Consider the following 23654-nt stretch of genomic DNA (forward strand, 5'->3'; position numbering starts at 1 on the left):
CCGCGCCGGGGGATCCCGGGACGTGCGGAAGGGCCCGCCCCCGAGATCCCGGGGACGGGCCCTTCACTGCGTCCAGAGCGCCCGCGGCGGCTACTGGGTGACAGCGCCCAGGGTGATCCCGAGGGCGGCGCTGTACTGGGCGACGGCGAGCTTGCCGAGCGCCGGGTAGGCGCCGAGCACCTCGGCGGTGGCGCAGTCGGCCTCCTTGCAAGCCGTGTCGAGCAGGCCCTCGGCCGCCTCGGGGCCGATCAGGTAGGGGGCCAGCGCGAGCTGCGCCGAACCGGAACCGCGCAGCTCGGCGGCGACGGCGGCCACCGAACCCTCCTGGTCCAGGGCGGCGGCCATGACGGGCACCGCGAGACGGGCGGCCAGCAGCATGCCGGTGATCCCGGCGGCCTGGACGGCCTCCTCGCCGCCGGTGGTGGCCAGGATGATGCCGTCGGCGGCGGTGGCCACGGTGAACAGCCGGGCCCGGTCGGCGCGGGCGAGGCCGGCCTCGGAGAGGCGCACGTGCAGGCCCTCGGCGAGCAGCGGGTGCGGGCCCAGTACGTCGGCCAGCTCGGCGGCGGCCGAGGAGTCCATCAGCGCCTGGCGCACGCGGCGCAGCAGGTCGCCGTCGGGGCCGGCCAGCAGGGGCACGACCACGGCGTCCGGGCCGGTCGGCGCGGGCACCTCGTGACCGGCGGCGCGGGCGAACTCGGCGCGCGCGGCACGCTCGTTCGCGACGGCGGTCAGCACGCCGGCGAGCGAGGGGAACTCGCAAGAGGCGGCGTCCTCGCCGTCGGTGCCTTCGAGGTAGCCGATCCGGGCGTCCAGGCCGGGCAGTTCGGAGCGGCCGATGCTGATGATCTCTTCCGCGAGACCGCGCGAGGCGGCCGAGGGGGCACCGGGCACGGCGAGCACCAGCGCGGGTGCGCCCTCGGGCGCCACCGCGGGCTCGGGCCGGCGGTGCCGTCCGGTCTGGCGGGGTCGCGGCATTCGTACGGGCAGGCCATTTGCGGGCCCAGTGGGGGAGCTCATGGCGCCGCATGCTACTGGTTTATCGGAACGGGGTGTTCGGGCAGGGCCTGGACGGGCGGCATCTGTCCGTATTTATCCGTTGAATGTCATATAAGGTTCAACTGACTGTGGGCAAGTGCCAGTCGACGGGCTGTGCTCCCTGCCTGACCAGCAGGTCGTTGGTCCTGCTGAAGGGCCGGGAGCCGAAGAAGCCGTTGGCGGCGGACATGGGGGAGGGGTGGACGGACTCCACGGCCGGCAGCTCGCCCAGCAGCGGCCGCAGGTTGCGGGCGTCACGTCCCCACAGCACCGACACCAGGGGCTTTCCGCGCGCGGCGAGGGCCCGGATCGCCTGCTCGGTGACCGCCTCCCAGCCCTTGCCGCGGTGCCCGCCGGTCTTGCGCGGGGCGGTGGTCAGGGCGCGGTTCAGCAGCAGCACGCCCTGCCGGGTCCACGGCGTCAGATCGCCGTTGGCCGGGCGGGGCACGCCGAGGTCCGTGTGCAGCTCCCGGAAGATGTTGTCCAGACTCGGCGGCACCGGCTGGACGTCGGGGGCCACCGAGAAGGACAGGCCCATCGCGTGCCCCGGGGTGGGGTACGGGTCCTGTCCGACGATGAGCACCTTCACCTCGTCGAAGGGCTGCTGGAACGCGCGCAGCACGTTCGCCCCGGACGGGAGGTAGGTTCTGCCCGCCGCGATCTCGGCGCGCAGGAAGTCGCCCATCGCGGCGACCTGGGCCGCCACCGGTTCCAGAGCCCGGGCCCAGCCCGGCTCGACGATCTCGTTCAAGGGTCTCGCTGCCACAGTGGATCACTCTAGTGGCTCAACGGCTCAGGGCAGTACGGCCGCCCGGACGCACAGCACGTCGGGCAGGTGCCCGGCGAGCAGCTGCCAGCTGTCGCCGTCGTCGTGGCTCGCGTACAGCTCTCCGTTGCGGTTGCCGAAGTAGACGCCCGCCGGGTCGGCGTCGTCCGTGCACAGGGCGTCGCGCAGCACCGTGCCGTAGTGGTCCCCGGCCGGCAGGCCCTTCGACAGCGGCTCCCAGGTGGCGCCCGCGTCCCGGGTGCGGAAGACCCGGCAGCGGTGCTGCGCCGGGACGCGGTCGGAGTCGGCGTTGAGCGGGAAGACGTAGGCGGTGTCGGGCCGGTGCGGGTGCGCGGCCACGGCGAAGCCGAAGTCGGAGGGCAGTCCGGCGCCGATGTCGGTCCACTCCGTGCCCGCGTCGTCGCTGCGGTAGACCCCCCAGTGGTTCTGGAGGTACAGCCGGTCCGTGTTCCCGGCGTCCTGGGCGATCTTGTGGACGCACTGGCCGAATTCGGGATCCGGATCGGGGAGGAACACCGCCGACACCCCGTGGTTGGACGGCTCCCAGCTCTCCCCGCCGTCGCGGGTGCGGAAGACCCCGGCGGTGGAGACGGCGACCGTCACCGCCCGGGGGTCCGCGGGGTCGGTGATCACGGTGTGCAGCCCCTCACCGCCGCCGCCCGGCTCCCAGGCCGACCGGGTCGGGTGCTCCCACAGGGGGCGGACCAGCTCGAAGGACTCGCCGCGGTCGGTGGAGCGGAAGAGGGCGGCGGGCTCGGTCCCCGCGTAGACCACGTCCGGGGCCTCCGGTCCGGCCGGATGCAGCTGCCAGACCCGCTCCAGGGAGGCCCCGGTGTCCTGCGGGAACTTCACGGCGGCGGCGGTGGGTTCGCGCCAGGTCGCCCCGAGGTCGTCGGAGCTGAAGACGGACGGTCCCCAGTGCGAGCTGTCGCCGCCGACCAGGAGCCTCGGCGCGGGCCCCCGCCGGTCGATCGCGACCGCCGACACGGCCTGGGCGTTGAAATGGGGCCCGTCGAACTCCCAGGGGCCGGCGCCCTCGCGCCGTCCGATGAAGAGCCCCTTGCGGGTCCCCGCGAGCAGCAGTACGTCGGTCATCGCCGACACCTCCGGACGTCCTGGTCCTTCACGGCAGCTTTTCGGCCAGTGTGCACCCGACCGCCGACACCGGCCGTGCGGCACGCGCGGCCGGGGCCGGCCGCTTGTACGGGATCCCTCGTACTACGAGAGATTTCGTAGTACGGTAGTTCTCGTACTTAGCCGCCGATCCCCGGTGCGCGTCCGGTGACGTCTGGAGAGCCCCATGAGCGCTGCCCCCGCTGCCTTTGCCGCCCTTTTCCGGCCCTACACCCTCCGTTCGGTGACGGTCCCGAACCGCGTGTGGATGGCCGCGATGTGCCAGTACAGCGCCGAGCCCGCCGGTCCGGCGGCCGGCGTGGCCACGGAGTGGCACTTCGCGCACTACGCGGCCCGGGCCACCGGCGGTACGGGCCTGATCGTCCAGGAGGCGACCGCCGTCTCCCCCGAGGGCCGGATCAGCCCCTACGACCTCGGCATCTGGAACGACACCCAGGTCGAGGCGCTCCGCCGCATCACCGCCTTCCTGAAGGCCCAGGGCACCGTCCCCGGAATCCAGATCGCCCACGCGGGCCGCAAGGCCTCCACCGACCGCCCCTGGAAGGGCGGCCGCCCCGTGGGCGCCGAGGCGCACGGCTGGCAGCCCGGTGCGCCGAGCGCCGTACCGTTCGCCGAGGGCCACCCCGTGCCGCACGCGCTCACCGTCGAGGAGATCCGTACGATCACCGGCGAGTTCGCGGCCGCCACCCGGCGCGCCCTCGCCGCGGGCTACGAGGTCGTGGAGATCCACGGCGCCCACGGCTACCTCATCGGGGAGTTCCTCTCCCCGCACAGCAACCGGCGCACCGACGCCTACGGCGGCTCCTTCGAGAACCGGACCCGCTTCGCCCTGGAGGTCGTCGAGGCCGTGCGCGCCGAGTGGCCCGAGGACCTCCCGCTGTTCTTCCGCATCTCCGCCACCGACTGGCTGGAACAGGACGGCTGGACCGCCGATGACACGGTCGAGCTGGCCGGACTCCTCCAAAGCCGCGGGGTCGACCTGCTCGACGTGTCCACCGGCGGCCTCGCCCCCGGCGTCACGATCCCGCTCGGCCCCGGCTACCAGGTGCCCTTCGCCGCCAGGGTCAAGGCGGAGACGAGCCTGCCCGTCGCCGCCGTCGGCCTGATCACCGAACCGGAGCAGGCCGAGAAGATCCTCGCCAACGGTGAGGCGGACGCGGTCCTGCTCGGCCGGGAACTGCTGCGCGACCCGTTCTGGGCCCGCCGCGCGGCCGCCGAACTCGGTGCGGAGATCCGTACCCCGGACCAGTACCACCGCGCCTGGTGACCGGCGACGGTCCTACGACGGTTCTCGTACGATAGGGACACGGGCACGGCAAGACGAACGAGTGGAGCAGGACATGACGGAACGTGACGCGGCCCGTGTCCTCGCCCACCCCGAGGCGGCCGGGATCAGGCTGGAGAGCGTGCTGCACGCGCTGTCCGACCCGGTCCGGCTGTCCATCGTCCGCGACCTCGCCGCCACGGACGCCGAACTGGCCTGCTCGTACTTCGACCTGCCGGTCACCAAGTCGACGACGACCCACCACTTCCGCGTCCTGCGCGAGAGCGGCGTCGTACGCCAGACCTACCGCGGCACGGCCAAGATGAACGGCCTGCGCCGCGAGGAACTCCAGACCCTCTTCCCCGGCCTCCTGGACAGCGTCCTCGCCGCGGCGGCCGCCGAGGCCTCCCGGCTCGGAGGGCTCGCGACCTAGTGCCTGTCGTCAAACTCCTGTCTGCCCCGCGACGCCTGGCACGCGCTCTCGCCGCACCGGGCGAAAGCCAAGTACGTCCAGTACGCGGGCTTCCGCCCGGCGCACCGAGAGCACGCACCAGACGCCGCAGGGCCGCCCTCCGGGCGACGACGGGAGTTTGACGACAGGCCCTAGTGCCGTGACCGGAAAGGTCCACCGGGTCGCGACGCCCGGCACGGCACCTCTCCGCGTTGTCGGACCACGGAGGTACGTCCAGTACGAGCCGCGGCCCTCCGCCTTGAGACGCACCGCACCAGACGCCGCGACCCGGCACACCTTCCCGGCCACGGCACTAGGGGCGGACGCCGCGACCCGGCGGGCCCTTCCGGTTCCTCCGTGCAGCCCGCGAGCAGCGCCGCTCCCGCCGCCGCCGTCAGTGCCGCGTACGCACCCCGTCGTACCGTCCGCCCCGTCGCCAACTCCCCTGACTGGTAAGGGATTCGGCGACCCTATGCGAGGCCGGCCGCGCCCCGCAGGCCGGCCCAGTCGGGGATCTTCACCGAGCGGCGGCCCAGGGAGAGTCCGAGTTCCGCCTCGGCCGACTCGATGGCCAGCCAGCCCGGCCACTCCACGGGGCGCAGCCCCGCCGCCCGCAGCGCGTCCAGCGGGTCCCGCGTGAGTTCGCGGCGTGCCAGCGCCCCCGCGTCCTGGAGCAGCGAGGACACCGTCTCCTTCGCGCACGGCCGGTTCGTGCCGATCACCCCGGTCGGCCCGCGCTTGATCCAGCCCGCCACGTACTCGCCGACCGGAGCCCGGCCCGCGCGGAGCACCCGGCCCGCCGCGTGCGGCACGGTCCCCTTCGCCGCGTCGAACGGCAGGCCGGGCAGCGGCACCCCCAGGTACCCCACCGAGCGCAGCACCAGGTCGGCCGGGACGTCCTCGTAGGTGCCCGTCCCCGTGACCCCGCCCCGGCCGTCGGGGGCGGTCCGCTCGAAGCGCAGCGCGCGCACCCGGCCCTCCCCGGTGCCCAACACCTCGACCGGCCTCAGGTAGAAGCGCAGCGTGATGCGGCGCTCCTCCCCGGCCGCCGGGCCGGTGTCCGGCCGGGCCCAGCCGCGCAGCACCTCCAGGTTCCGCCGGGCCGCGGCGGGCAGCGCGGCCGCCGCCTCCGGGTCCCCGTACGCCGGGTCGAGGGCCGCCTCGGCGGGATCCACCCGCGTCGCCACCCCCGGCAGCGTGCCCAGTTCGCGGAGCTCCTTGGTGGTGAAACGGCCCTGCGAGGGTCCGCGCCGGGCCACCATCGACACCTCGCGGACCCCGCTGCCGGCAAGGACGCCGAGGGCCGCCGCGGGCATGTCCGTCGGCGCCAGCTCCGCCGCGCCCCGGGCGAGGATCCGGGTCACGTCCACCGCGACGTTCCCGGCGCCGACCACCACGGCCGAGCGGACCCCGCCCAGGTCGAAGGCCCCGGCGTCCGGATGGCCGCTGTACCAGGACACGAAGGCCGTGGCGGAGTGCACCCCGGCCAGTTCCTCGCCCGGGATGCCGAGGGGCCGGTCACGGGCGGCGCCCACGCAGTAGACGACCGCGTGGTAGAGCTCCAGGAGCCGGTCCGTGGTCAGGGGTCCGGTGCCGACCTCCACGTTCCCGAGGAAGCGGATCCGGTCGTCCTCCAGCACCGAGCGAAGGCTTCCGGTCAGCGATTTGATCTTCTCGTGGTCGGGGGCCACCCCGTACCGCACGAGTCCGTACGGGGCCGGCAGCCGGTCCAGGACGTCGACCCGCACGCCGGGGACCTCACGCTGCTGGACCAGGGCCTGGGCGGCGTAGACCCCGCTCGGGCCCGAACCGACGACGGCGACACGAAGCACGGCGGAGCTCCTCCCGCAGGTGTTCCCAGCATGACACCGGCCCCCGGACCCGTCAGCCCATCGCGCGCATCCGGTGGATCTCGGCGCTCTGGGTGGCCACCACCTCGGTCGCCATCTCCTCGACGGCGACGTTGTTGCCCCGGGCGAGGGCCTCGCCGGCCATCTTCAGGGCGCCCTCGTGGTGGGCGGTCATCAGCTTCAGGAAGAGCCGGTCGAAATCGGCGCCCCTGGCGCTGCGCAGCTCGTCCAGCTGCTGCGGCGTCGCCATCCCCGGCATGGACCCGTGGTCGTGGGCGCCCGGGTCCGGGGCGGGCGCGGGGTGGAGGGCGCCCCACCTCTCCATCGCGCCGATCTCGGGGCCCTGGGCCGCCGCGATCCGTTCCGCGACCCGCTTGACGCCTTCGGCCGAGGCCCGCTCGGGGGCGAGCGCGCTCATCACGAGGGCCTGGCGGTGGTGTTCGGTCATGTTCCGCACGTACGCGCGGTCGGCCGCGTTCGGGCTGTCGTCGGGCCGTTCCTTCGCCGCCTGTTCGGGGGAGAGGGTGCGGGCCTTCTCGCCCGGTCTGCCGGGTGCGACCACCACCGGCCCGTCGCCTCCCGCCGCGGCCGCGGCGCCGTCGTCCTCGCAGCCGGTGAGCGCGAGGAGGAGTCCGGCGGCCAGGGCCGCCCCCAGGAATCGGCTGACTAACGCATTTGCCATGTCCATGGAAAGGAAGATACTGCCGGGGTCCAGGTTCCGTTCCCATGAGGAAGCGGGACGTTCGGGCCCCCACGGGAGGCACAGTGACCTCGCTGCACACCGTCAGAGTGCGCCACCGGAGCCTGGGGGTGGCCTTGGCCGCCGCCGGACTCCTCACCACGCTCCTGGCCACCGCCGGACCGGCGGCCGCCACCCCCGACCCCGGAGACCTGCGGCCCGGCGCCGGCTCCGGGCAGAGCGCCGCTCCCGCCCCGGACCGCGAACTCGCCCCCGGCGAGATACCCGGCCAGGACGAGATCGTCCACAGCCGCAACATCAAGCCCCTGGCCAACATCCCCAGCGCCAACCCCGCCGCCGTCAACTCCGACCTGGCGTTCGAGGGCAGGTACGCCTACGCCGGCAACTACGACGGCTTCACGATCTACGACATCGCCAACCCCAAGGCCCCGAAGGTGGTCAGCCGCGTCCTGTGCCCCGGCGGCCAGAACGACATCTCGGTCTCGGGGGACCTCCTCTTCCTCTCCACGGACTCCTCGCGCAGCGACGACTCCTGCAACAGCGTCTCGCAGCCCGCGACGGAGAAGTCGTCGTGGGAGGGCATCAAGATCTTCGACATCAAGGACAAGAAGAACCCGAAGTACGTCAAGTCCGTCGAGACCGCCTGCGGCTCCCACACCCACACCCTGGTGCCCGGCGGCCGTGACCTCTACCTCTACGTCGCCTCGTACTCCCCGAACGAGGCCTTCCCGGACTGCAGGCCCCCGCACGACGGCATCTCGGTCGTGAAGGTCCCCAAGAAGGCCCCGGCCAAGGCGGCCGTCGTCGGCTTCCCCGTCCTCTTCCCGGACGGCGGCAACCCGGGCGCGCCCGCCAACCCGGGCGTCTCCAAGACCACGGGCTGCCACGACATCACGGTGCTGCCCTCCAGGAACCTGGCCGCCGGCGCCTGCATGGGCGACGGCATCCTCTTCGACATCACCGAGCCCGAGCAGCCGAGGGTCATCGACCGGGTCCAGGACAACGTGAACTTCGCCTTCTGGCACTCGGCCACCTTCAACGAGCGGGCGAACAAGGTGGTCTTCACCGACGAGCTCGGCGGAGGCGGCGGCGCCACCTGCAACGAGGCGACCGGACCCGACCGCGGCGCCGACGGCATCTACGACATCACCGGCCGCGGCGACCAGCGCAAGCTCGTGTTCAAGAGCTACTTCAAGATCCCGCGCCACCAGGCCGACACCGAGAACTGCGTGGCCCACAACGGCTCGCTGGTCCCGGTCGGAGGCGGTCGCGACATCATGGTCCAGGCCTGGTACCAGGGCGGCGTCTCGGTGTGGGACTTCACCGACTCCACCCGCCCCAAGGAGATCGGCTACTTCGAACGCGGTCCGCTGACCACCGACCGGCTCGGCCTCGGCGGCTCCTGGTCGGCGTACTACTACAACGGGCACATCTACTCGAACGACATCGTCAAGGGGCTCGACGTGCTGAGGCTCGACGACTGGCGCACCGACAGCGCCAAGTGGGTGCGGATGGACCGCCTCAACGTGCAGACCCAGCCCGACTACCACTGACCCCGACCGCCCACCCGTCACCCGAAGCCCGTAGCTCGTACCCACACGCGAAGCCGTCACACGAACGTCCCGCCGGGCGGTCCGCCGTCCGGCGGGACGCCCAGCTCCCAGTCCAGTCCGTACCGCTGGAAGAGCTCGGCCCGCAGCCGCGGTCCGGGCATCGGCGCCCCCGGCAGCAGGACCGCCACCACCGCTCCCATCAGCAGGGCCCGCAGCAGCGGGTAGTCGGCGTCCACGTCCGCCGAGCCGTACCGGGCGACGGTGTCCCGCAGCAGCTCCGCGAGGCGCTGCTGCTCCGGGCACTGGATGAAGCCCTCGGCCTGGAGGATCCCCGCCATGTGCGTGCGCATCAGCCGGGGGTGGTCCCGGGCCAGCCCGAGGACCGCGTCGATCGCCCGGGCGAGCCGCTCGCGGCCGTCGTCCGTACGCGGCTCCCGCTCCAGCGCCTCCTCCAGCGTCATGTGCATCAGCCGGTGCACGGCGGACTGCAACAGCTGCCGCTTCCCCGGGAAGTAGTACGAGACCAGGCCGCGGGCCGCGCCCGCACGGTCGGCGATGTCGCCGAGCGTCGTGGCCTCGAAGCCCCGTTCGGACACCAGCTCGACCGTCGCGCGGAGCAGCCGCTCCCGGGAACGTCTGCGCAATTCTTCATTGACCGATGCGCTGCGCGGGGACATGCTTACTCCTGCGTTGACTGGCTCTCGGCCAATATACTCAGCGCACGGTGTCGTCTGTTCGGGGCGACGCGGGGGATCGCCCCGGGCAGGCACACCGGCACGCCGCGAGCGCCACCAGGGCCACCCCCAGGAGCCAGCCCGCGAGCACGTCCGAGAACCAGTGGACGCCGAGGTAGAGCCGGGTGAAGCCGACCCCGAGCACCGAGACCGCGGCCACCGCCCACGCGCCGTACACCAGCCCCCGCGGGGCCTTCGCCGGCAGCAGCCACAGCAGCACTCCGCACACCACCGTCGCCGTCATCGCGTGCCCCGACGGATAGGCCGCGTACTGCGCGGAGTCGACGGGATCCGGCCACTGCGGCCGCTCCCGGCCCACGAGGGCCTTCAGCCCCTGCTGCACCGCCGACGCGACCAGCGTCACCACCGCCACGCGCACGGCCCGCGAGCGGTCACCGTGCCACCACAGCCACGCGCAGGCCGCCGCGGCCAGGGCCCGCATGGTCCAGGGGTCCCACACCCAGTCGCTGAACACCCGCGTCAGACCGGTGACCGCCGGGTGCGAGACGGCGTACGGGTGCAGTGCCCCGGCGATCCGTTCGTCGAAGTCGATGAGCGGCGGCCACGCCACCACCACCAGGACGGTCAGCACGGCCGCGGCCAGCGCACAGGCCGCCCCCGCTCTCCCCAGCTGGTCGTTCCGCATGCCCCCGATCCTCGCAGCATGCGGAACGCAACCTTCACCTCAGCGCGCTGAGTCCCGGTACGAAGGCCACCAGCAGGGGTACCGCCGGCACCAGGGTGGCCAGCGCCGTCAGCCGCAGCCGGCGTCCCGGGGAGAGCCGGGGCGAGGCCGACAGCAGGCGCCGCACGCGCTGCGGGACGTGCGCCTGCGCCATGGGGGAGGGGCCGAAGACCCCCCGGTCCTCGTTCAGTCCGACCAGGGCCAGCGCGATCGTCAGACGTCCGTAGCGCCGCGAGGCCACGTCGTCGGCGGCCAGCTCGACCAGCCGGTGCATCTCCGCCTCGAACGCGGCGAACACCGGCACCTGCGGGAACCCCCGCGACAGCGCCCGCGAGCAGTGCAGCAGCCAGTCGTGCCGGGCCGCGGCGTGCCCCTGCTCGTGCGCCAGTACGGCATCCAGCTGGCTGCCCTTGAGACGGCCGAGCGCCGCCGTGGTCACCACCAGCTGCGGGACCGCCCCCGGCTGCCACCAGGCCTCCGGCCGCGGCCCCTCCAGGACCACGAGCCGTCCGGCCTCCGGCTCCTCGCCGGGCAGCAGCGGAGCGCGGACCAGCAGTTCGGCCCCCTGGGTGCGGCGCCGGGCCCGCGCCCGCAGCACCTCCCTCGTCAGCATCGCGCCGGTCCACAGGCCCCCGCAGGCCAGCGCCAGGGCGGTGGCGGTCGCCCACGGACCGCCCGCCGCGCCCAGCTCGTACGCGTCGACCACCCCGTGCGGGGCGACCGCGAAGAGCCGGCCCCGGACCGCCTGCCAGGCGGCGGCCGCGCTCAGCAGCATCGACAGGGCCAGGCACAGGAGCGTCGCGCCCACCACGCACTGCCACGCCCACAGCGCGACGACGGGTTCGCGCTCGGGCCACTGGGCCCGGGCCAGGAGGCGGGGTGCGAGCACCGCGGTCAGTGCGCCGAGCAGCAGGAGAACGGCGGGGACCATCATGTCCGCCAGCCTATGAGCGCACCCCTACCTACGGGTACGCCCCCGGGGCTTTGGTGACGCAGGACACGTTTCCCCGCGCACCCGGCGCGGCCGCCGCCCGGCGGGCCCGCCCCGGCGCGGCCCTCACATGGCCGCCAGCATGGCCAACATCCCCGTACCCATGGCGAGTCGGCACGCCCGGGCCAAGTCCTCCGGGCCGCCCGCCGCCACCGGGGGCTGCCCGCCGCCCGCCGCCACCAGCCGGGCCCCGCCGAGCAGCACGTAGCCCGCGTAGTAGAGCAGCAGCGCCCCCGTCACCACCGGGAGTCCCGCGCGGCCGTGCCCGTGCCCGGCGGTCATCGACAGCGCCATGTACGCCATCGCCAGCGAGCCCACCAGGTGGTGGGCGTGGTGGACCCCGTCGCGCAGCATCCACAGCGCGTGCACCGCCGCTCCGCAGAAGACCGCCAGCAGGATCCCCGGGCCCAACGGGCCGGTCCCCGAGGGCACGGCCATCGCCGCCATCCCGAACCCCATCACGGCCTCGCCCGCCGCCGGCCCGCGCTCCGGCCGCCCCGCTCTGCGCGCCCGCAGCAGACAGTACGCACCGCTCACGGCGCACAGCAGCACGAGCAGCCAGGAGGACACGGCGGAGGCGGAGAAGGGGGAGAACGACATGGCGGGACCGTGCACGGCGGAACCTCCCGGTTCGTCGGCGTCACGGGAAGGGATGCCCCTCTCACACCGCGCTCACGCCGCCCCGCGTTACGCTCTCCCTGCCGCACCAGGCATGTCATATGCCGCCGCATCGAACGGAGCGCCCGATGTCCACCGCCCAGCCCGCCGCCCTCAGTTTCCGCTCCGCCGTGGACGCGGACGTACCGGAACTGGTGGCCCTCGTCGAATCCGCCTACCGCGGAGACGCCAGCCGGGCGGGCTGGACCACCGAGGCCGACTACCTGGACGGCCAGCGCACGGACCCGGACGGGGTCCGCGCGGTCATCGCCAACCCGGACGGCGTGCTGCTCGTCGTCGAGCGCGCGGGTGAACTCATCGCCTGCTGCCAGCTCGAACACCGCGGGGACCACGCCTACTTCGGCATGTTCGCCGTCCGCCCCGGCCTCCAGGGCGGCGGCCTCGGCAAGGAGATCCTGGCCGAGGCGGAACGCCGCGCACGCGAGACGTGGGAGGCCAAGGAGATGCGGATGACGGTGATCAACGTACGGGAGGAGCTCATCGCCTACTACGTGCGCCGCGGCTACCTGCGCACCGGCGAGCTGAGCCCCTTCCCCTACGGCGACGCGCGCTTCGGCGAGCCGCGCCGCGACGACCTGGCCTTCGAGCTCCTCGTCAAGTCGCTCTGACGGCCCGGGCGTCCGCTCAGGCCGTGAAGCGGCCGGTGCTGCGGATCTCCGGGAGACCGGTGACCGCGCCGTCCAGCTGGAGCGCCCGCGCCAGCCGCAGCTGATCCAGGGTGTCGACCGTCCGCCCCGTCACCCGCAGCCCGGCCGCGTGCGCCGCCTCCACCGTCTCCAGGGTGATGCGGCGCAGGTCCAGGTCGAGCGTCCCCGCTCCCGCGGCCAGCGCCCGGTCGACGACGTCCGCCCCGTGCCGCTCCGCGTGCAGGACCGTCCGCAGGCCCGGCGCGAGGTGGGCGGCGGTGGTGAGCACCGCGCCGTCGCGCGAGGCCACCTCCACCCGGGAGGTCAGGTCCCCGCGCACGAGGAGTTCCGCGAGCGCGGCCGCGGTCCGCTGGTCGTGCACCGACACCCGCAGCGGGACCCGGACGGCGTCCAGGACCTCCTCCGGGACGGGCACGCGCTCCCCCTGGCCGGCGTCCAGGGCGCGCAGCTCGGCGAGGGTCAGGTCGGCGACGGCGCCCGCGCCGTCGGTGGTGCGGTCCACTTCGGCGTCGTGCAGGACGACGAGGACGCCGTCCTTGCTGAGTCGGACGTCCAGCGCGATGGCGTCCATCCCGCAGCGTTCCGCGCGGACGAACGACCGCAGGGTGTTCTCCGGTTCGACACCCATGACCCCGCGATGACCGATGGTGAGGAAAGTCAAGGTTCTCTCGCTTCCGTCGACGGCGGCTCCCCGCGCGGTCGCGGTGTCCCGACCGGCCGCGCGCGGTGAGGACGCATGCTAGTGCGCGCCGCCCGCGAAGGGACCGGGCGTGCGGGGGCCCGGATCGGCCGTACGGCGGCTTCCCGCCGGGGCCGTACGCGCTGGGGCGGTGCGGTGCGGGCCCGCCGCGTCACCCGGGCGTGGGCGCGTCCTCGCAGCCTTGACGGCCCGCCGCGCGGAGCTTTCGGAGGCCCTGCTTCCGGGGGACCCTCGACCTCAGGTCCAGGGTGAGACCGGGGCGGCTCCGCGCGGGTCCGGGACCCTTCCCGGTCCGGTCCCGGGGCCGGGCTCCGTACGCCCCCGCTCCTCGTCCGGGTCGCCGCCCGCGGCTCAGGCTCCGGGCGCGGTATCCGCTCCGGTTCCCGCTTCGGGCTCCGGCCCGGTCCCGGTCGTGTCCGCCGGCTGCGCCGTGCCCGTCGTCTTCGCCGTCTCCGCCTCCGTGAGGTCGGCCAACAGGGCGCCGGCCAGCTCCAGTTCGGCCAGGTGCTGGCGTTCGCTCCAGCGCAGGACCAGGGTGGGGAAGGCCCACTCCCGGACCTCCGCCGCGTGCTCCATCGCCTCCCGTACGGCGGCCAGTTCGCCCCGGGTCCGCTCCATGTGCTCGTTCACCATGGCGCGCAGCCGCTCGGGCTCCGCGAGGTGTCCGAGCCAGATCCGCAGCAGCAGTCCGTGCTTGAGCACCGGCGGGCCCGCCTGCGCCGCGTCGCCCGCCCATCCGGTCAGCGCCTCGCGGCCCGCCCCGGTGATCGCGTACCGGCGCTTCGCGCGGGCCTCCTCGGGCCCCGAGCGTACGGAGACCGCGTACCCCAGCTCCTCCAGCCGCCGCAGTTCCGCGTAGATCTGGCTGATAGCGGGCGACCAGTAGAAGAAGCGCAGGGAGGAGTCCGCCCACTTCTTCAGCTCGTACCCGGTGCGCTCGCCGGGGAACGACAGCAGGCCGAGCACCGCCCACGTGGTCGGCGGGAGCTCTTGCTTCTTCGGTTCCTGACTATTAGTCATATTCCGAATCGAAGTGAGACCGGGCACGGGACGCAACCCTGGAGGCATCGTGAAGTTCTCCGTCATCTTCGAAGCTCAGCTGGCCGACCCGACCGTGGAGCGTGAGCACCAGGTCATCCGCGACTGCGTCGAGCAGGCCGTACTGGCCGAACGCATGGGATTCGACCGGATCTGGGCCGTCGAGCACCACTCGCTGAAGTGGTACTCACACCTTTCGGCTCCGGAGGTCTTCCTTAGCTTCGTCGCGGCCCGGACGCACACCATACGCATCGGGCACGGCGTCGTGTGCATGCCGTTCAACTTCAACCACCCGGTCCGCGTCGCCGAGCGGGCGGCCATGCTCGACCTGCTGTCCGGCGGCCGGCTCGACCTCGGGGCCGGGCGCGGCGGGACGGAGCAGGAGACCTCGCTGTGCGGGGTGGACCGCGAGCGCACCGCCGCGGAGGTGGAGGAGGCGCTGCGGATCATCGGGAGGGCCTGGCGGGAGGAGGAGCTGGAGTACCACGGCGAGCTGCTCGACATCGCCCCGCACCCGATCCTGCCGCGCCCGGCGCAGACCCCCCACCCGCCGCTGTTCCTCGCGTGCAGCCGGGGCGAGACCCTGGTGCGGGCGGCGGAGCTGGGCGTGGGGGCGCTGGTCATGGGCTTCGCGGGGCCGGAGGCGGTCGCCGGGATGCGTGCCGTGTACGACGCGGCGATCGCGGGGCGGGACGGGAGCGCCTTCGTGTCGAGCGCGGTCAACGACCACTTCTCGGTGCTGTGCCCGACGATCGTGCTGGAGGACCCGGACGAGGCCCGCCGCGTCGGGATCCGCGGCCAGCGCTTCTTCGCGCAGTCCATCGGCCACTGGTACGGGGGCGCGGGCGTCCCGGACGAGGCGGTGGTGGCGGGCGCCGACGAGGCGGCCCGGATGAGGCGGGCCGCCGAGCAGGTGGTGGCCCGGCTGCACGAGCTGGACATCCCCGTCCGGCCCACGGCGACGGCCACCTTCAACGCCGACCACGCCTACGGGAGCGCGGACGACGCGATCGCGTACGTGGAGCGCCTGGAGGCCGCCGGGGCGGACGAGGTGATGTGCCTGATCCAGATGGGCACCGTGCCGCAGGAAGCCTGCATGGAGACCATCCGGCAGTGGGGCGAGAAGGTCATCCCGCGGTTCGCCCACCGCGGTGCGAACGATGCGGAGTGATGGCCTCCACGCTGAGTAACGGGAAGACTTCCGGTGGATTGGGGGGTGACGCAGGATAATTTCCTGGGTTTCCTCTTGAGTGGGAGAGCCTCACATGCCTACCCTGTCCCGACGTGAGGTTCTCCTGTGGAGGAAGTGACATGACGGAAACTCTTGTGCCGGGTGCCGGCGGTGCCGTGATAACCGCTGGGGCGCGGGTGGTCGACCACCCCGCGTGGCCCGAGCTCAAGGCCGCCGTGGAGGAGATCCGCCCCTGGCAGAGCGCGGACGGCTCCATCGACTTCGAGGCGGAGGGCGCCCACGCCCGCGCCACCGTCCTGGCCGCCCTGGAGCGCGTGATCAGCGCCGTCGAGACGCTGTCGCCGCTGCTCCCGCACGCCACGGCCTACCACGAGGCGCTCGTCGCCGACCTGCGCAAGTGGGCCGCCGACGACTTCCGCGTGCCGGACTTCCTCGACTCCCTGATGGCCTTCCAGCCGGCCGCCGAGCGCGCCGACGGGCTCCAGCACCTCGTGGTCTTCCCGATGTACACGCAGAACGGCAACCCGGACCGCAACCTGGAGGCCGTGGCGCTCAAGATGGTGTGGCCCGAGTGGCTCGCCGAGCTGGAGCGCACCCGCTACGACAACCCGCTGTTCCTCGGCATCACCTTCGAGGACTTCACCCCGGGCTACGACACCAACTCCGCCGTGCTCTTCCCGGAGACCATCGCCGTCCGCGAGGCCCCCGAGCGCTTCACCTGGGGCGGCATCTTCTGTGACCGCGAGGCCGCGCGCTACCGCAAGGTGACCGCCGCCGCCGTGGACATCCTCGGCATCGAGCTGCCCGAGGACATCGCGGCCATGGTCGAGGACCAGGAGCGCTGCGAGAAGGCCTTCGTCCTGTGGGACATGGTCCACGACCGCACCCACAGCCACGGCGACCTGCCGTTCGACCCCTTCATGATCAAGCAGCGCCAGCCGTTCTGGATGTACGGCCTGGAGGAGCTGCGCTGCGACCTCACCGCCTTCAAGGAGGCCGTGAAGCTGGAGTCCGAGGGCAACGAGCACGGCCGTGACGTGCAGTACGCCGTCCTGTTCGACCGGATGTTCCGCTTCCCGGTCTCCGGCGACCGCAACCGCAACTACGACGGCCTCGGCGGCCAGCTGCTCTTCGCCTACCTCCACAAGCACGACGTGGTGCGCTGGACGGACAACAAGCTGAAGATCGACTGGATGCGTGCCCCGCAGGTCACCAACCAGCTCTGCGCCGAGATCGAGGAGCTGTACCGGGCCGGCATCGACCGCCCGAAGCTCGTCCACTGGTTCAAGGCGTACGAGCTCGTCTCCACCTACCTGGCCCCGCACCCGGGATCCAAGTGGGCCAAGGGCCCCGACGCCCTCGACACGACGCAGCCGCCGCGCAAGCTCGTGGACGACGTGCTTCCGGACGAGTTTCCGCTCAGCATGTTCTACGAGGCCCTCGCCAAGAAGCTCAAGGGTGTGATCGCCTCGACCAAGGGCATCACCGCCCTGAACGCCGAGACGGCCGGCCAGGCCGCCGCATGAGCGACGCCCCGCAGGAGGCTGCAGAGATGAACGGCTCCGTGAACGGCAACGGCAAGCTCCACGGAGCGGTGGTCGCGGTGGCGGGAGCCGGCGGACCCGCCGGCCGCGCCACCCTGCTCCGCCTCGCCGAGGCGGGCGCCGTGGTCGTCGCCTCCGACGCGAACCCCGAACGCCTCGCGGAGGCCGTCGACGCGGCCCGGTACGCCCACGGCGGCGCCACCATCACCGGCGACACCGTGGACCTGCTCGACCTGGCCGCCACCCGGGCCTGGGCCGAGCAGATCGAGAAGGACTTCGGCCGGATCGACGGCGTCGTCCACCTCGTCGGCGGCTGGCGCGGCAGCAAGACCTTCACCGACGTGGACCTCGCCGACTGGGACTTCCTGGAGAAGCTCCTCATCCGCACCGTCCAGCACACCTCGCTCGCCTTCCACGACGGCCTGCTGCGCAGTGACCGCGGACGCTACGTGCTGATCAGCCAGTCCGGCGCGCACAAGCCGGTCGCCAACAACGCCGCCTACAACGCCGGCAAGGCGGCCGCCGAGGCCTGGACCCTCGCCATGGCGGACTCCTTCCGCAAGGCGGGGGGCGAGGACGGCCCGAGCGCCGCGGCTGCGATCCTGGTCATCAAGGCACTGGTGCACGACGCGATGCGCGCCGAGCGTCCCAATGCGAAGTTCGCGGGCTTCACCGACGTCAAGGAGCTGGCCGAGGCCATCGCCGGCGTGTGGGAGCGGCCCGCCTCCGATGTGAACGGACAGCGTCTGTGGCTCACTCCGCAACCGTGAGGACCGATGCCGTGAGGACCGATGCCGTGAAGACCGACGCCCGGCGCCACCACGATCCGGCGGTGCGCGGGTTCGCGAGCGACAACTACGCCGGGGTGCACCCGGAGGTCCTCGCGGCCCTCACCCTCGCCAACGGCGGCCACCAGGTCTCGTACGGCGAGGACGAGTACACCGAAAACCTGCAGAAGATCTTCCGCAGTCACTTCGGGCCGTACGCGGAAACCTTCCCGGTCTTCAACGGCACGGGCGCCAACGTCGTCGCCCTCCAGGCCATGACCGACCGGTGGGGCGCCGTGATCTGCGCCAAGAGCGCCCACATCAACGTGGACGAGGGCGGCGCGCCCGAGCGCATGGCCGGCCTCAAGCTGCTCGCCGTCCCCACGCCCGACGGCAAGCTCACCCCCGAGCTGATCGACCAGGAGGCCTGGGGCTTCGAGGACGAGCACCGGGCCATGCCCCAGGTCGTCTCGATCACCCAGAACACCGAGCTCGGCACGGTCTACACGCCGGACGAGATCAAGGCGATCTGCGACCACGCCCACGGCCTCGGCATGAAGGTGCACCTCGACGGCGCCCGCATAGCCAACGCCGCGGCCTCGCTGGACGTGCCGATGCGCACCTTCACGAACACGGTCGGCGTGGACGTGCTGTCGTACGGCGGCACCAAGAACGGCATGATGTTCGGCGAGGCCGTGGTCGTGCTGAACCCGGACGCCGTCCGCAAGATGAAGCACATCCGCAAGATGTCGATGCAGCTCGCGTCGAAGATGCGCTTCGTCTCCGTGCAGCTGGAGGCGCTCCTCGCGAAGGACCTGTGGCTGCGCAACGCCCGCCACGGCAACGCGATGGCGCAGCGGCTCGCGGCAGGCGTGCGCGAGACCGACGGCGTGGAGATCCTCTACCCGGTGCAGGCGAACGCGGTGTTCGCCCGGCTGCCGCACGAGGTCACCCGGCGGCTCCAGGAGCGCTACCGCTTCTACTTCTGGGACGAGGCCGCCGGCGACGTCCGCTGGATGTGCGGTTTCGACACCCAGGAAGAGGACGTGGACGGCTTCCTCCAGGCGCTGAAGGAAGAGCTGGCGCGCTGAATTCCACGCGCCGATAATTCGATAGAAATGCGCGAAAGCGCATAGGTATGCTCCTGGATCATGGAAATGATCCAGGAGCATTCCGACCTCTCCGCCTACCTGGCGGCGGACGAGGCAGTCGACCACGACCACCCCTTCGTCCTCGAAACCGCCGACGCCCTCTGGACGGCCACGGGCGAGGACCGGGCCTACGCCCAAGTGGCCTTCGAGTTCGTCCGCGACACCGTCGCGCACTCCGCGGACTCCGGCGACCAGCGCGTCACCTGGCGGGCCTCCGACACCCTGAGCACCCGCAACGGCATCTGCCTCGCCAAGTCCCACGCCCTCGCCGCCCTGCTGCGCGCCCGCGGCATCCCGGCCGCCCTGTGCTACCAGCGCCTCGCCGACGACGACACCGGGACGCGGCACCTGCTCCACGGGCTGATCGCCCTCCGGCTGCCCGGCACCGCCCGCTGGTCCCGGCTCGACCCGCGCGGGAACAAACCCGGCGTCGACGCCCGCTTCGACCTGGAACACGAGCGGCTGGCCTTCCCCGTCCGCCCCGAGCTGGGCGAGGCCGACTACCCCGGGCTGTACGCCGCCCCGCACCCCGCCGCGCTCAAGGCGCTCCGGGAGTCCGCGGACCGGACGCGGCTGTGGGAGAACCTGCCGACGGCTCTGTAGCGGCCTCCGGTACGGGCCCCCGGGCCGCCACCAGTACGTGCAGGGCGGCGGCCGCGAGCTGGAGCGCCGCGATCCCGAGCAGCAGCGCCCACGCCGGCGCCGCGGCCGCCAGCCCCACGAGGGCGGCGCCGGCCGAGGCCGCCGTCAGCTTGAGCCCCGCGCCCAGGGTGAACACCTGCGCCCGCGCCCCGTCCGGCGCGTACCGCGACCGGATCCGCAGCGTGGCCGTCAGCAGCGGCCCGTCGCACACCCCGGCCGCCGCGAACAGCACCGCCGTCGCCGCCACCGACGGGGTGAACGCGGCCGCCGCCAGGGCCGCCCCCGTTCCGGCCATCGCCCAGCGCGCCAGCCGGCCCGGGGCCACCGAGGTGATCCGGCCCAGCGTCAGGGAGCCGCCCAGGGCGCCCACCGCGAACGCCGTCATCAGGACCCCGCCCGCGCCCGGGCTGCCGCGTTCCGTGGCCAGCAGCACCGCGCTGGTGGTCAGCGCCCCGATGCCGACGAAGGCCAGGGTCGTCGCCGAGGTGACGGCGCGCAGCTCCCGTACCCGCCACAGTGCGGCGAGGCCCGCGCCGAGCCCGGCCCGGGGTCCGTCCTGCGGCCGGGCCGCGCCCGGGTCCCCGTACGGGAGGGTCGCCGCCAGGACCACCGCCAGGGCGCCGGAGCACGTCAGCAGCGCCATCGCGGGCCCCGCCGAGGCCAGTGCCGTGACCGTCCCGACGGCGGCCGGAGCCGTCACCGCCGCCGCGTTGTAGGTGGACGCGTCCCAGCCGTACGCCCGGTCGCGGCCCGGCCCCTCCGGCACCAGCCCCGCCACCAGGCTGGACAGCCCGCCCGTCACCATCGGCCCGCAGGTGCCCCCGAGTACCGCCACGGCCAGCACCACCGGCCAGGGGGCCCGCCCCAGCAGCGCGGCCAGTACCCCGGTCGCGGCCGTGAAGCCGGCCAGGGCGCCCGCGTAGAACAGCCGCGGCCGCCGGGTCCGGGCCGCCGCCGCGCCCGCGAGGGGAGCCGCCAGTACGTGCGGAGCCAGCCAGGCGGTCAGGACGAACGCCCCGTGCGCCGCGCTGCCGGTGCGTTCCAGGGCCAGCAGCACCACCGCCATGCCCATGCCCTCGGAGGCGAAGCGCGCGGCCAGCGCCGCCCCCAGGTACCGCCCGAACCCGCCCATGCCCGGCCCCCTCCGCGATGGGTAACGTGATATCCGCAAAAGACGTTACGTCATGTGGGTGTACGGCGAAAGGATCCGGCGATGGCGGACGCGCGGAGCGCGGGCGGTCCGGCGGGGGAGGGCTTCTCGGCGGCGCGGCGGCTGGTCGAGTGCGCCGAGGCGGTCCGCGCGGACCCCGAACTGGCGCGGGACGCCCTCGCGGCCCTGCTCGCCCGGCACGGGGAGCACCCCGCGGACCTCGCCCCCGGGGCGTTCGGCGAGGCGGACGCGGCCGAACTGCGGGCCGCGGCGCTGCGGATGGCCCGGGTGCTGGCCGAGACGGACGAGGACCGTGCGGCCGGCGCCCTGAACGCGCTGCTGGAGGAGTGCGGAACCCGGCCCCGGCTGACCCGGCACGACGGCCATCCCTGGCACCTCCACGTCGACCGGGGCGACGGGGCGCACTGGGGTGACTGGTTCCTGGCCTCGGGCGCCCTCGCCCTGGCCCAACTGCTCACCGAGCACGGGCGCATCGTGTGGGGTGCCTGCGCCGCCGCGGGCTGCGGGCGGCTCTTCCTCGGCGCCGGTCCGGGCAGTGCCCGCCGCTACTGCTCCACCACCTGCGCCACGCGCGCCCGGGTCGCGGCGCACCGGCGCCGCAAGCGCGAGGACGCCGGGGGCTGAGGACACGGCCGCACTCCGGCGCGGCCGTGCCGACGGCTCAGCCGGCTTCCTTGACCTGCGCCGCCGTCGGCGCGGTACCGCCCAGGTGGGCCGGGAGCCACCAGGAGTCCTCGGGGCCCGAGGGCTTGGCCGGGTAGGCGCGCTGCGCCGCCTCCAGCAACTCCTGGACCCGCTCGCGCAGCCGGCGCGTGATGGCCCCGGCGTACTGGTCGGACGGGGCCTCGATGGGCTCGCCGATCCGCATGGTCACCGGGATGTGGCTGCGCTTGAGGTTTTTCGGGCGGCCCTTGGTCCACAGCCGCTGCGTGCCCCACAGCGCCACCGGGATCAGCGGGACGCCCGCCTCCTGCGCCATGCGCGCCGCACCCGACTTGAAGCTCTTGAGCGTGAACGACTGGGAGATCGTGGCCTCGGGGAACACCCCGATGATCTCGCCCGACCGCAGGGAGTCCAGGGCGTGCTGGTACGCGGACTCACCCTGCGTGCGGTCCACCGGGATGTGCTTCATCGCGCGCATCAGCGGGCCGGAGACCTTGTGCCGGAACACCGACTCCTTCGCCATGAACCGCACCAGGCGCTTCTGCGGCCGGGCCGTCAGGCCGGCGAAGATGAAGTCGAGGTAGCCGATGTGGTTCGACACCAGGACCGCCCCGCCCTGGCGCGGGATGTTCTCGGTGCCCTTCATGTCGATCCGGATGTCCAGCGCACGGAACAGGGTGTGCGCGGCGCCGATCACTGGGGGGTATACGAGCTCAGCCATGGTGGGGAGACCCCGCTTTCTGCCTGGGGAGGTGCTCCCGGCCGGAAGTTACGGAAGCGTAGGTACGCGACCATGTGGGGATCGTGCCCCAAACACGGCCCGCTGGCCAGCCCAGACGCCCGTGCCCGAAGAGATTCTCGTCACGCGGGGAATGCCGCGCGGCGGCGGTGCGCTCGGACAGGGGGCTCTCCCGGCTCCCGCCGGGCGGGTGCGAACATACGGACAGGGTAGACAGGAGCACACGTGCGCGGGCACGAAGGGGACGGGTACGACGCCGGCCGGGAGGCGGGCGCGCCGCTGGGCGCCGCCGAACTGGGCGCGGAACCGGGGGAGCGGGCCAGCCTGGTCCAGTTCTCCAGCGCCTTCTGCCAGCCCTGCCGGGCGACCCGGCGGATCCTGGCCGAGGTGGCCGCCATGGTGGAGGGCGTCGCGCACATCGAGGTCGACGCCGAACGGAACCTGGGGCTGGTGCGCGCCCTCCGCATCGAGAAGACCCCGACCGTCCTCGTCCTGGACGCGGCGGGCCGGATCGTGCGCAGGGCCGAGGGGATGCCCCGCAAGGCGGACGTGATCGCCGCGCTGGGAGCGGCGGTATGACGGGGGCGGTGCGCCGGTGCGCGCGCCCGTACGCAGCGTGACGCGCCTGACATCTGGCCGATGCGGCTTGACTGTGTACGCGTGAGATCGTCAGGCTGACGACATGCGGTATGAACTCCTGCTTTACGGGCGGGTCCATGTGGACCTCGTCCGCTACGCGAGCGCGCGCTGTTGGGATCACTGAACGCCCCCGACCCCCGATCCCCGACTGCGCCCGCGACTCCCGCGGCAGAAGGAAGCCCTCCCATGACCGCCCCGACGGCCCCGATGGCCTCGCCCGCGCCCTTCGGCGCCGACCGCTCCGGCCTCCCCGGCTCGCCCGAACTGCTCCGTTCCGTCTTCCGCCGTCACGCCGCGGGCGTCGCGGTGATCACCGCGGAGAACGGCGGCAGGCCGACCGGATTCACCGCCACCTCGCTCAACTCGGTGTCCGCCGAGCCGCCCCTGCTCTCGTTCACGATCGGCACCGGATCCTCCAGCTGGCCCGCGATACGGGACTCCGAGCACCTGGGCGTCCACATACTCGGCGAGCACCAGCAGGACCTGGCGGGCCTCTTCGCGACCAGCGGCGCCGACCGTTTCGGTCTCGGCACCCGCTGGGCCGAGGGTCCGCAGGGCGTCCCGCTCCTCGACGGGGTGCTCGCCTGGCTGGTGTGCCGGGTGGTGGCGAGGGTGCCCGCGGGCGCCCACCGTGTGATCATCGCGGAGGCGGTGGCCGGGGACCCGGCCGGGGAAGGCCGTCCGCTGCTGTACCACCAGGGGCGTTTCAACGCGTTGCGGGACTGAATCGTCCCTGCTGGGGCGGGTTCGGGCGGCGTTGTCAAGGTCACAGTTCGGCGGCCTTGCACCCGGCGGGCACCCACGGTGTACTGACGAGTAACATTCCCATCGGAGCGCGGGCCGCCCCGACCGGGATCCGCCCGACATGGCGCCTATGCTGCCTGCACAAGGCGGTA

General features: G+C 73.3%; 26 protein-coding genes. 13 read left to right on the forward strand and 13 right to left on the reverse strand.

Annotated features, from left to right (window positions below; translation table 11 throughout):
* Positions 1-90: 90 nt before the first annotated feature.
* The 3 genes from AC07B0_RS05380 to AC07B0_RS05390 all read right to left on the reverse strand — a co-directional run bounded on the left by AC07B0_RS05380 (position 91) and on the right by AC07B0_RS05390 (position 2920).
* Positions 91-1020 carry a sirohydrochlorin chelatase gene (locus AC07B0_RS05380; RefSeq protein ID WP_356870363.1) on the reverse strand — a complete coding sequence of 310 codons (930 nt, stop codon included), beginning with the start codon at positions 1018-1020 and terminating at the stop codon, positions 91-93.
* A 97-nt stretch (positions 1021-1117) separates the two neighbouring features.
* Positions 1118-1804, reverse strand: coding sequence for a uracil-DNA glycosylase (locus AC07B0_RS05385; protein WP_356870367.1), 687 nt, complete (start codon positions 1802-1804; stop codon positions 1118-1120).
* Between the two features lie 27 nt (positions 1805-1831).
* Positions 1832-2920: a WD40/YVTN/BNR-like repeat-containing protein gene (locus tag AC07B0_RS05390; RefSeq protein ID WP_356870369.1), complete on the reverse strand. Its 1089-nt coding sequence runs from the start codon at positions 2918-2920 to the stop codon at positions 1832-1834.
* Between the two features lie 205 nt (positions 2921-3125).
* Between AC07B0_RS05390 and AC07B0_RS05395 the strand changes: the two genes are divergently transcribed.
* Both AC07B0_RS05395 and AC07B0_RS05400 read left to right on the forward strand, forming a co-directional pair.
* Complete coding sequence (locus AC07B0_RS05395; RefSeq protein ID WP_469377554.1) at positions 3126-4226, forward strand: NADH:flavin oxidoreductase/NADH oxidase; 1101 nt, start codon at positions 3126-3128, stop codon at positions 4224-4226.
* A gap of 73 nt (positions 4227-4299) precedes the next feature.
* Positions 4300-4656, forward strand: coding sequence for an ArsR/SmtB family transcription factor (locus AC07B0_RS05400; protein ID WP_469377552.1), 357 nt, complete (start codon positions 4300-4302; stop codon positions 4654-4656).
* 488 nt (positions 4657-5144) lie between these two features.
* Here the strand turns inward: AC07B0_RS05400 and AC07B0_RS05405 are convergent, their stop codons facing one another.
* The gene (locus AC07B0_RS05405) at positions 5145-6506 is read right to left on the reverse strand and encodes an FAD-dependent oxidoreductase (protein WP_478865862.1); all 1362 of its coding nucleotides are present in this window, start codon (positions 6504-6506) and stop codon (positions 5145-5147) included.
* Between the two features lie 52 nt (positions 6507-6558).
* Entirely contained in the window at positions 6559-7212 is a 654-nt protein-coding gene (locus AC07B0_RS05410; RefSeq protein ID WP_356870377.1) for a DUF305 domain-containing protein, read from the reverse strand.
* A gap of 38 nt (positions 7213-7250) precedes the next feature.
* Between AC07B0_RS05410 and AC07B0_RS05415 the strand changes: the two genes are divergently transcribed.
* Positions 7251-8777, forward strand: coding sequence for an LVIVD repeat-containing protein (locus tag AC07B0_RS05415; RefSeq protein WP_478896862.1), 1527 nt, complete (start codon positions 7251-7253; stop codon positions 8775-8777).
* A 56-nt stretch (positions 8778-8833) separates the two neighbouring features.
* Here AC07B0_RS05415 and AC07B0_RS05420 read toward each other — a convergent pair whose 3' ends face one another.
* The 4 genes from AC07B0_RS05420 to AC07B0_RS05435 all read right to left on the reverse strand — a co-directional run bounded on the left by AC07B0_RS05420 (position 8834) and on the right by AC07B0_RS05435 (position 11787).
* Entirely contained in the window at positions 8834-9454 is a 621-nt protein-coding gene (locus tag AC07B0_RS05420) for a TetR/AcrR family transcriptional regulator (RefSeq protein WP_356870381.1), read from the reverse strand.
* Between the two features lie 37 nt (positions 9455-9491).
* Positions 9492-10157, reverse strand: a complete 666-nt coding sequence (locus tag AC07B0_RS05425; protein ID WP_469377545.1) for a phosphatase PAP2 family protein — start codon at positions 10155-10157, stop codon at positions 9492-9494.
* Between the two features lie 34 nt (positions 10158-10191).
* Positions 10192-11130, reverse strand: a complete 939-nt coding sequence (locus tag AC07B0_RS05430) for a M56 family metallopeptidase (RefSeq protein WP_469377543.1) — start codon at positions 11128-11130, stop codon at positions 10192-10194.
* Positions 11131-11253: 123 nt separating this feature from the next.
* Complete coding sequence (locus tag AC07B0_RS05435) at positions 11254-11787, reverse strand: DUF5134 domain-containing protein (protein ID WP_478896865.1); 534 nt, start codon at positions 11785-11787, stop codon at positions 11254-11256.
* A gap of 146 nt (positions 11788-11933) precedes the next feature.
* Between AC07B0_RS05435 and AC07B0_RS05440 the strand changes: the two genes are divergently transcribed.
* Positions 11934-12473: a GNAT family N-acetyltransferase gene (locus tag AC07B0_RS05440; protein WP_467293813.1), complete on the forward strand. Its 540-nt coding sequence runs from the start codon at positions 11934-11936 to the stop codon at positions 12471-12473.
* Positions 12474-12489: 16 nt separating this feature from the next.
* Here the strand turns inward: AC07B0_RS05440 and AC07B0_RS05445 are convergent, their stop codons facing one another.
* Entirely contained in the window at positions 12490-13173 is a 684-nt protein-coding gene (locus AC07B0_RS05445) for a glycerophosphodiester phosphodiesterase (protein WP_478896867.1), read from the reverse strand.
* A 390-nt stretch (positions 13174-13563) separates the two neighbouring features.
* The gene (locus AC07B0_RS05450) at positions 13564-14232 is read right to left on the reverse strand and encodes a PadR family transcriptional regulator (protein ID WP_478896869.1); all 669 of its coding nucleotides are present in this window, start codon (positions 14230-14232) and stop codon (positions 13564-13566) included.
* A gap of 49 nt (positions 14233-14281) precedes the next feature.
* Here AC07B0_RS05450 and AC07B0_RS05455 point away from each other — a divergent pair, with 49 nt between their 5' ends.
* From AC07B0_RS05455 to AC07B0_RS05475, 5 genes are all read left to right on the forward strand, one after another.
* Positions 14282-15421, forward strand: a complete 1140-nt coding sequence (locus AC07B0_RS05455) for an LLM class flavin-dependent oxidoreductase (protein WP_478896871.1) — start codon at positions 14282-14284, stop codon at positions 15419-15421.
* 140 nt (positions 15422-15561) lie between these two features.
* The gene (locus AC07B0_RS05460; RefSeq protein ID WP_356870397.1) at positions 15562-16968 is read left to right on the forward strand and encodes a DUF6421 family protein; all 1407 of its coding nucleotides are present in this window, start codon (positions 15562-15564) and stop codon (positions 16966-16968) included.
* Positions 16969-16994: 26 nt separating this feature from the next.
* Positions 16995-17756: an SDR family oxidoreductase gene (locus tag AC07B0_RS05465; RefSeq protein WP_356870399.1), complete on the forward strand. Its 762-nt coding sequence runs from the start codon at positions 16995-16997 to the stop codon at positions 17754-17756.
* Positions 17757-17782: 26 nt separating this feature from the next.
* Positions 17783-18844, forward strand: coding sequence for a threonine aldolase family protein (locus AC07B0_RS05470; protein WP_478897237.1), 1062 nt, complete (start codon positions 17783-17785; stop codon positions 18842-18844).
* Positions 18845-18904: 60 nt separating this feature from the next.
* On the forward strand, positions 18905-19507 hold the full coding sequence (locus AC07B0_RS05475) for a transglutaminase-like domain-containing protein (protein WP_356870401.1): 603 nt from the start codon (positions 18905-18907) through the stop codon (positions 19505-19507).
* Here the strand turns inward: AC07B0_RS05475 and AC07B0_RS05480 are convergent.
* Complete coding sequence (locus AC07B0_RS05480) at positions 19443-20678, reverse strand: MFS transporter (protein WP_356870403.1); 1236 nt, start codon at positions 20676-20678, stop codon at positions 19443-19445. The genes AC07B0_RS05475 and AC07B0_RS05480 overlap by 65 nt on opposite strands.
* Before the next feature lie 81 nt (positions 20679-20759).
* Here AC07B0_RS05480 and AC07B0_RS05485 point away from each other — a divergent pair, with 81 nt between their 5' ends.
* Positions 20760-21341, forward strand: coding sequence for a CGNR zinc finger domain-containing protein (locus AC07B0_RS05485; protein WP_356870405.1), 582 nt, complete (start codon positions 20760-20762; stop codon positions 21339-21341).
* 37 nt (positions 21342-21378) lie between these two features.
* On the opposite strand, the gene AC07B0_RS05490 is transcribed toward AC07B0_RS05485, so the two are convergent.
* Complete coding sequence (locus AC07B0_RS05490; RefSeq protein ID WP_467293827.1) at positions 21379-22101, reverse strand: lysophospholipid acyltransferase family protein; 723 nt, start codon at positions 22099-22101, stop codon at positions 21379-21381.
* A 243-nt stretch (positions 22102-22344) separates the two neighbouring features.
* On the opposite strand from AC07B0_RS05490, the gene AC07B0_RS05495 reads away from it, so the two are divergent.
* The 3 genes from AC07B0_RS05495 to AC07B0_RS05505 all read left to right on the forward strand — a co-directional run bounded on the left by AC07B0_RS05495 (position 22345) and on the right by AC07B0_RS05505 (position 23484).
* Entirely contained in the window at positions 22345-22698 is a 354-nt protein-coding gene (locus AC07B0_RS05495; protein ID WP_356870409.1) for a thioredoxin family protein, read from the forward strand.
* Between the two features lie 103 nt (positions 22699-22801).
* Entirely contained in the window at positions 22802-22882 is an 81-nt protein-coding gene (locus AC07B0_RS05500; RefSeq protein WP_356870695.1) for a putative leader peptide, read from the forward strand.
* Positions 22883-22965: 83 nt separating this feature from the next.
* On the forward strand, positions 22966-23484 hold the full coding sequence (locus AC07B0_RS05505) for a flavin reductase family protein (RefSeq protein WP_356870697.1): 519 nt from the start codon (positions 22966-22968) through the stop codon (positions 23482-23484).
* The last annotated feature ends 170 nt before the right edge of the window (positions 23485-23654 follow it).

The organism is Streptomyces sp. NPDC044704 (genome assembly GCF_056433525.1).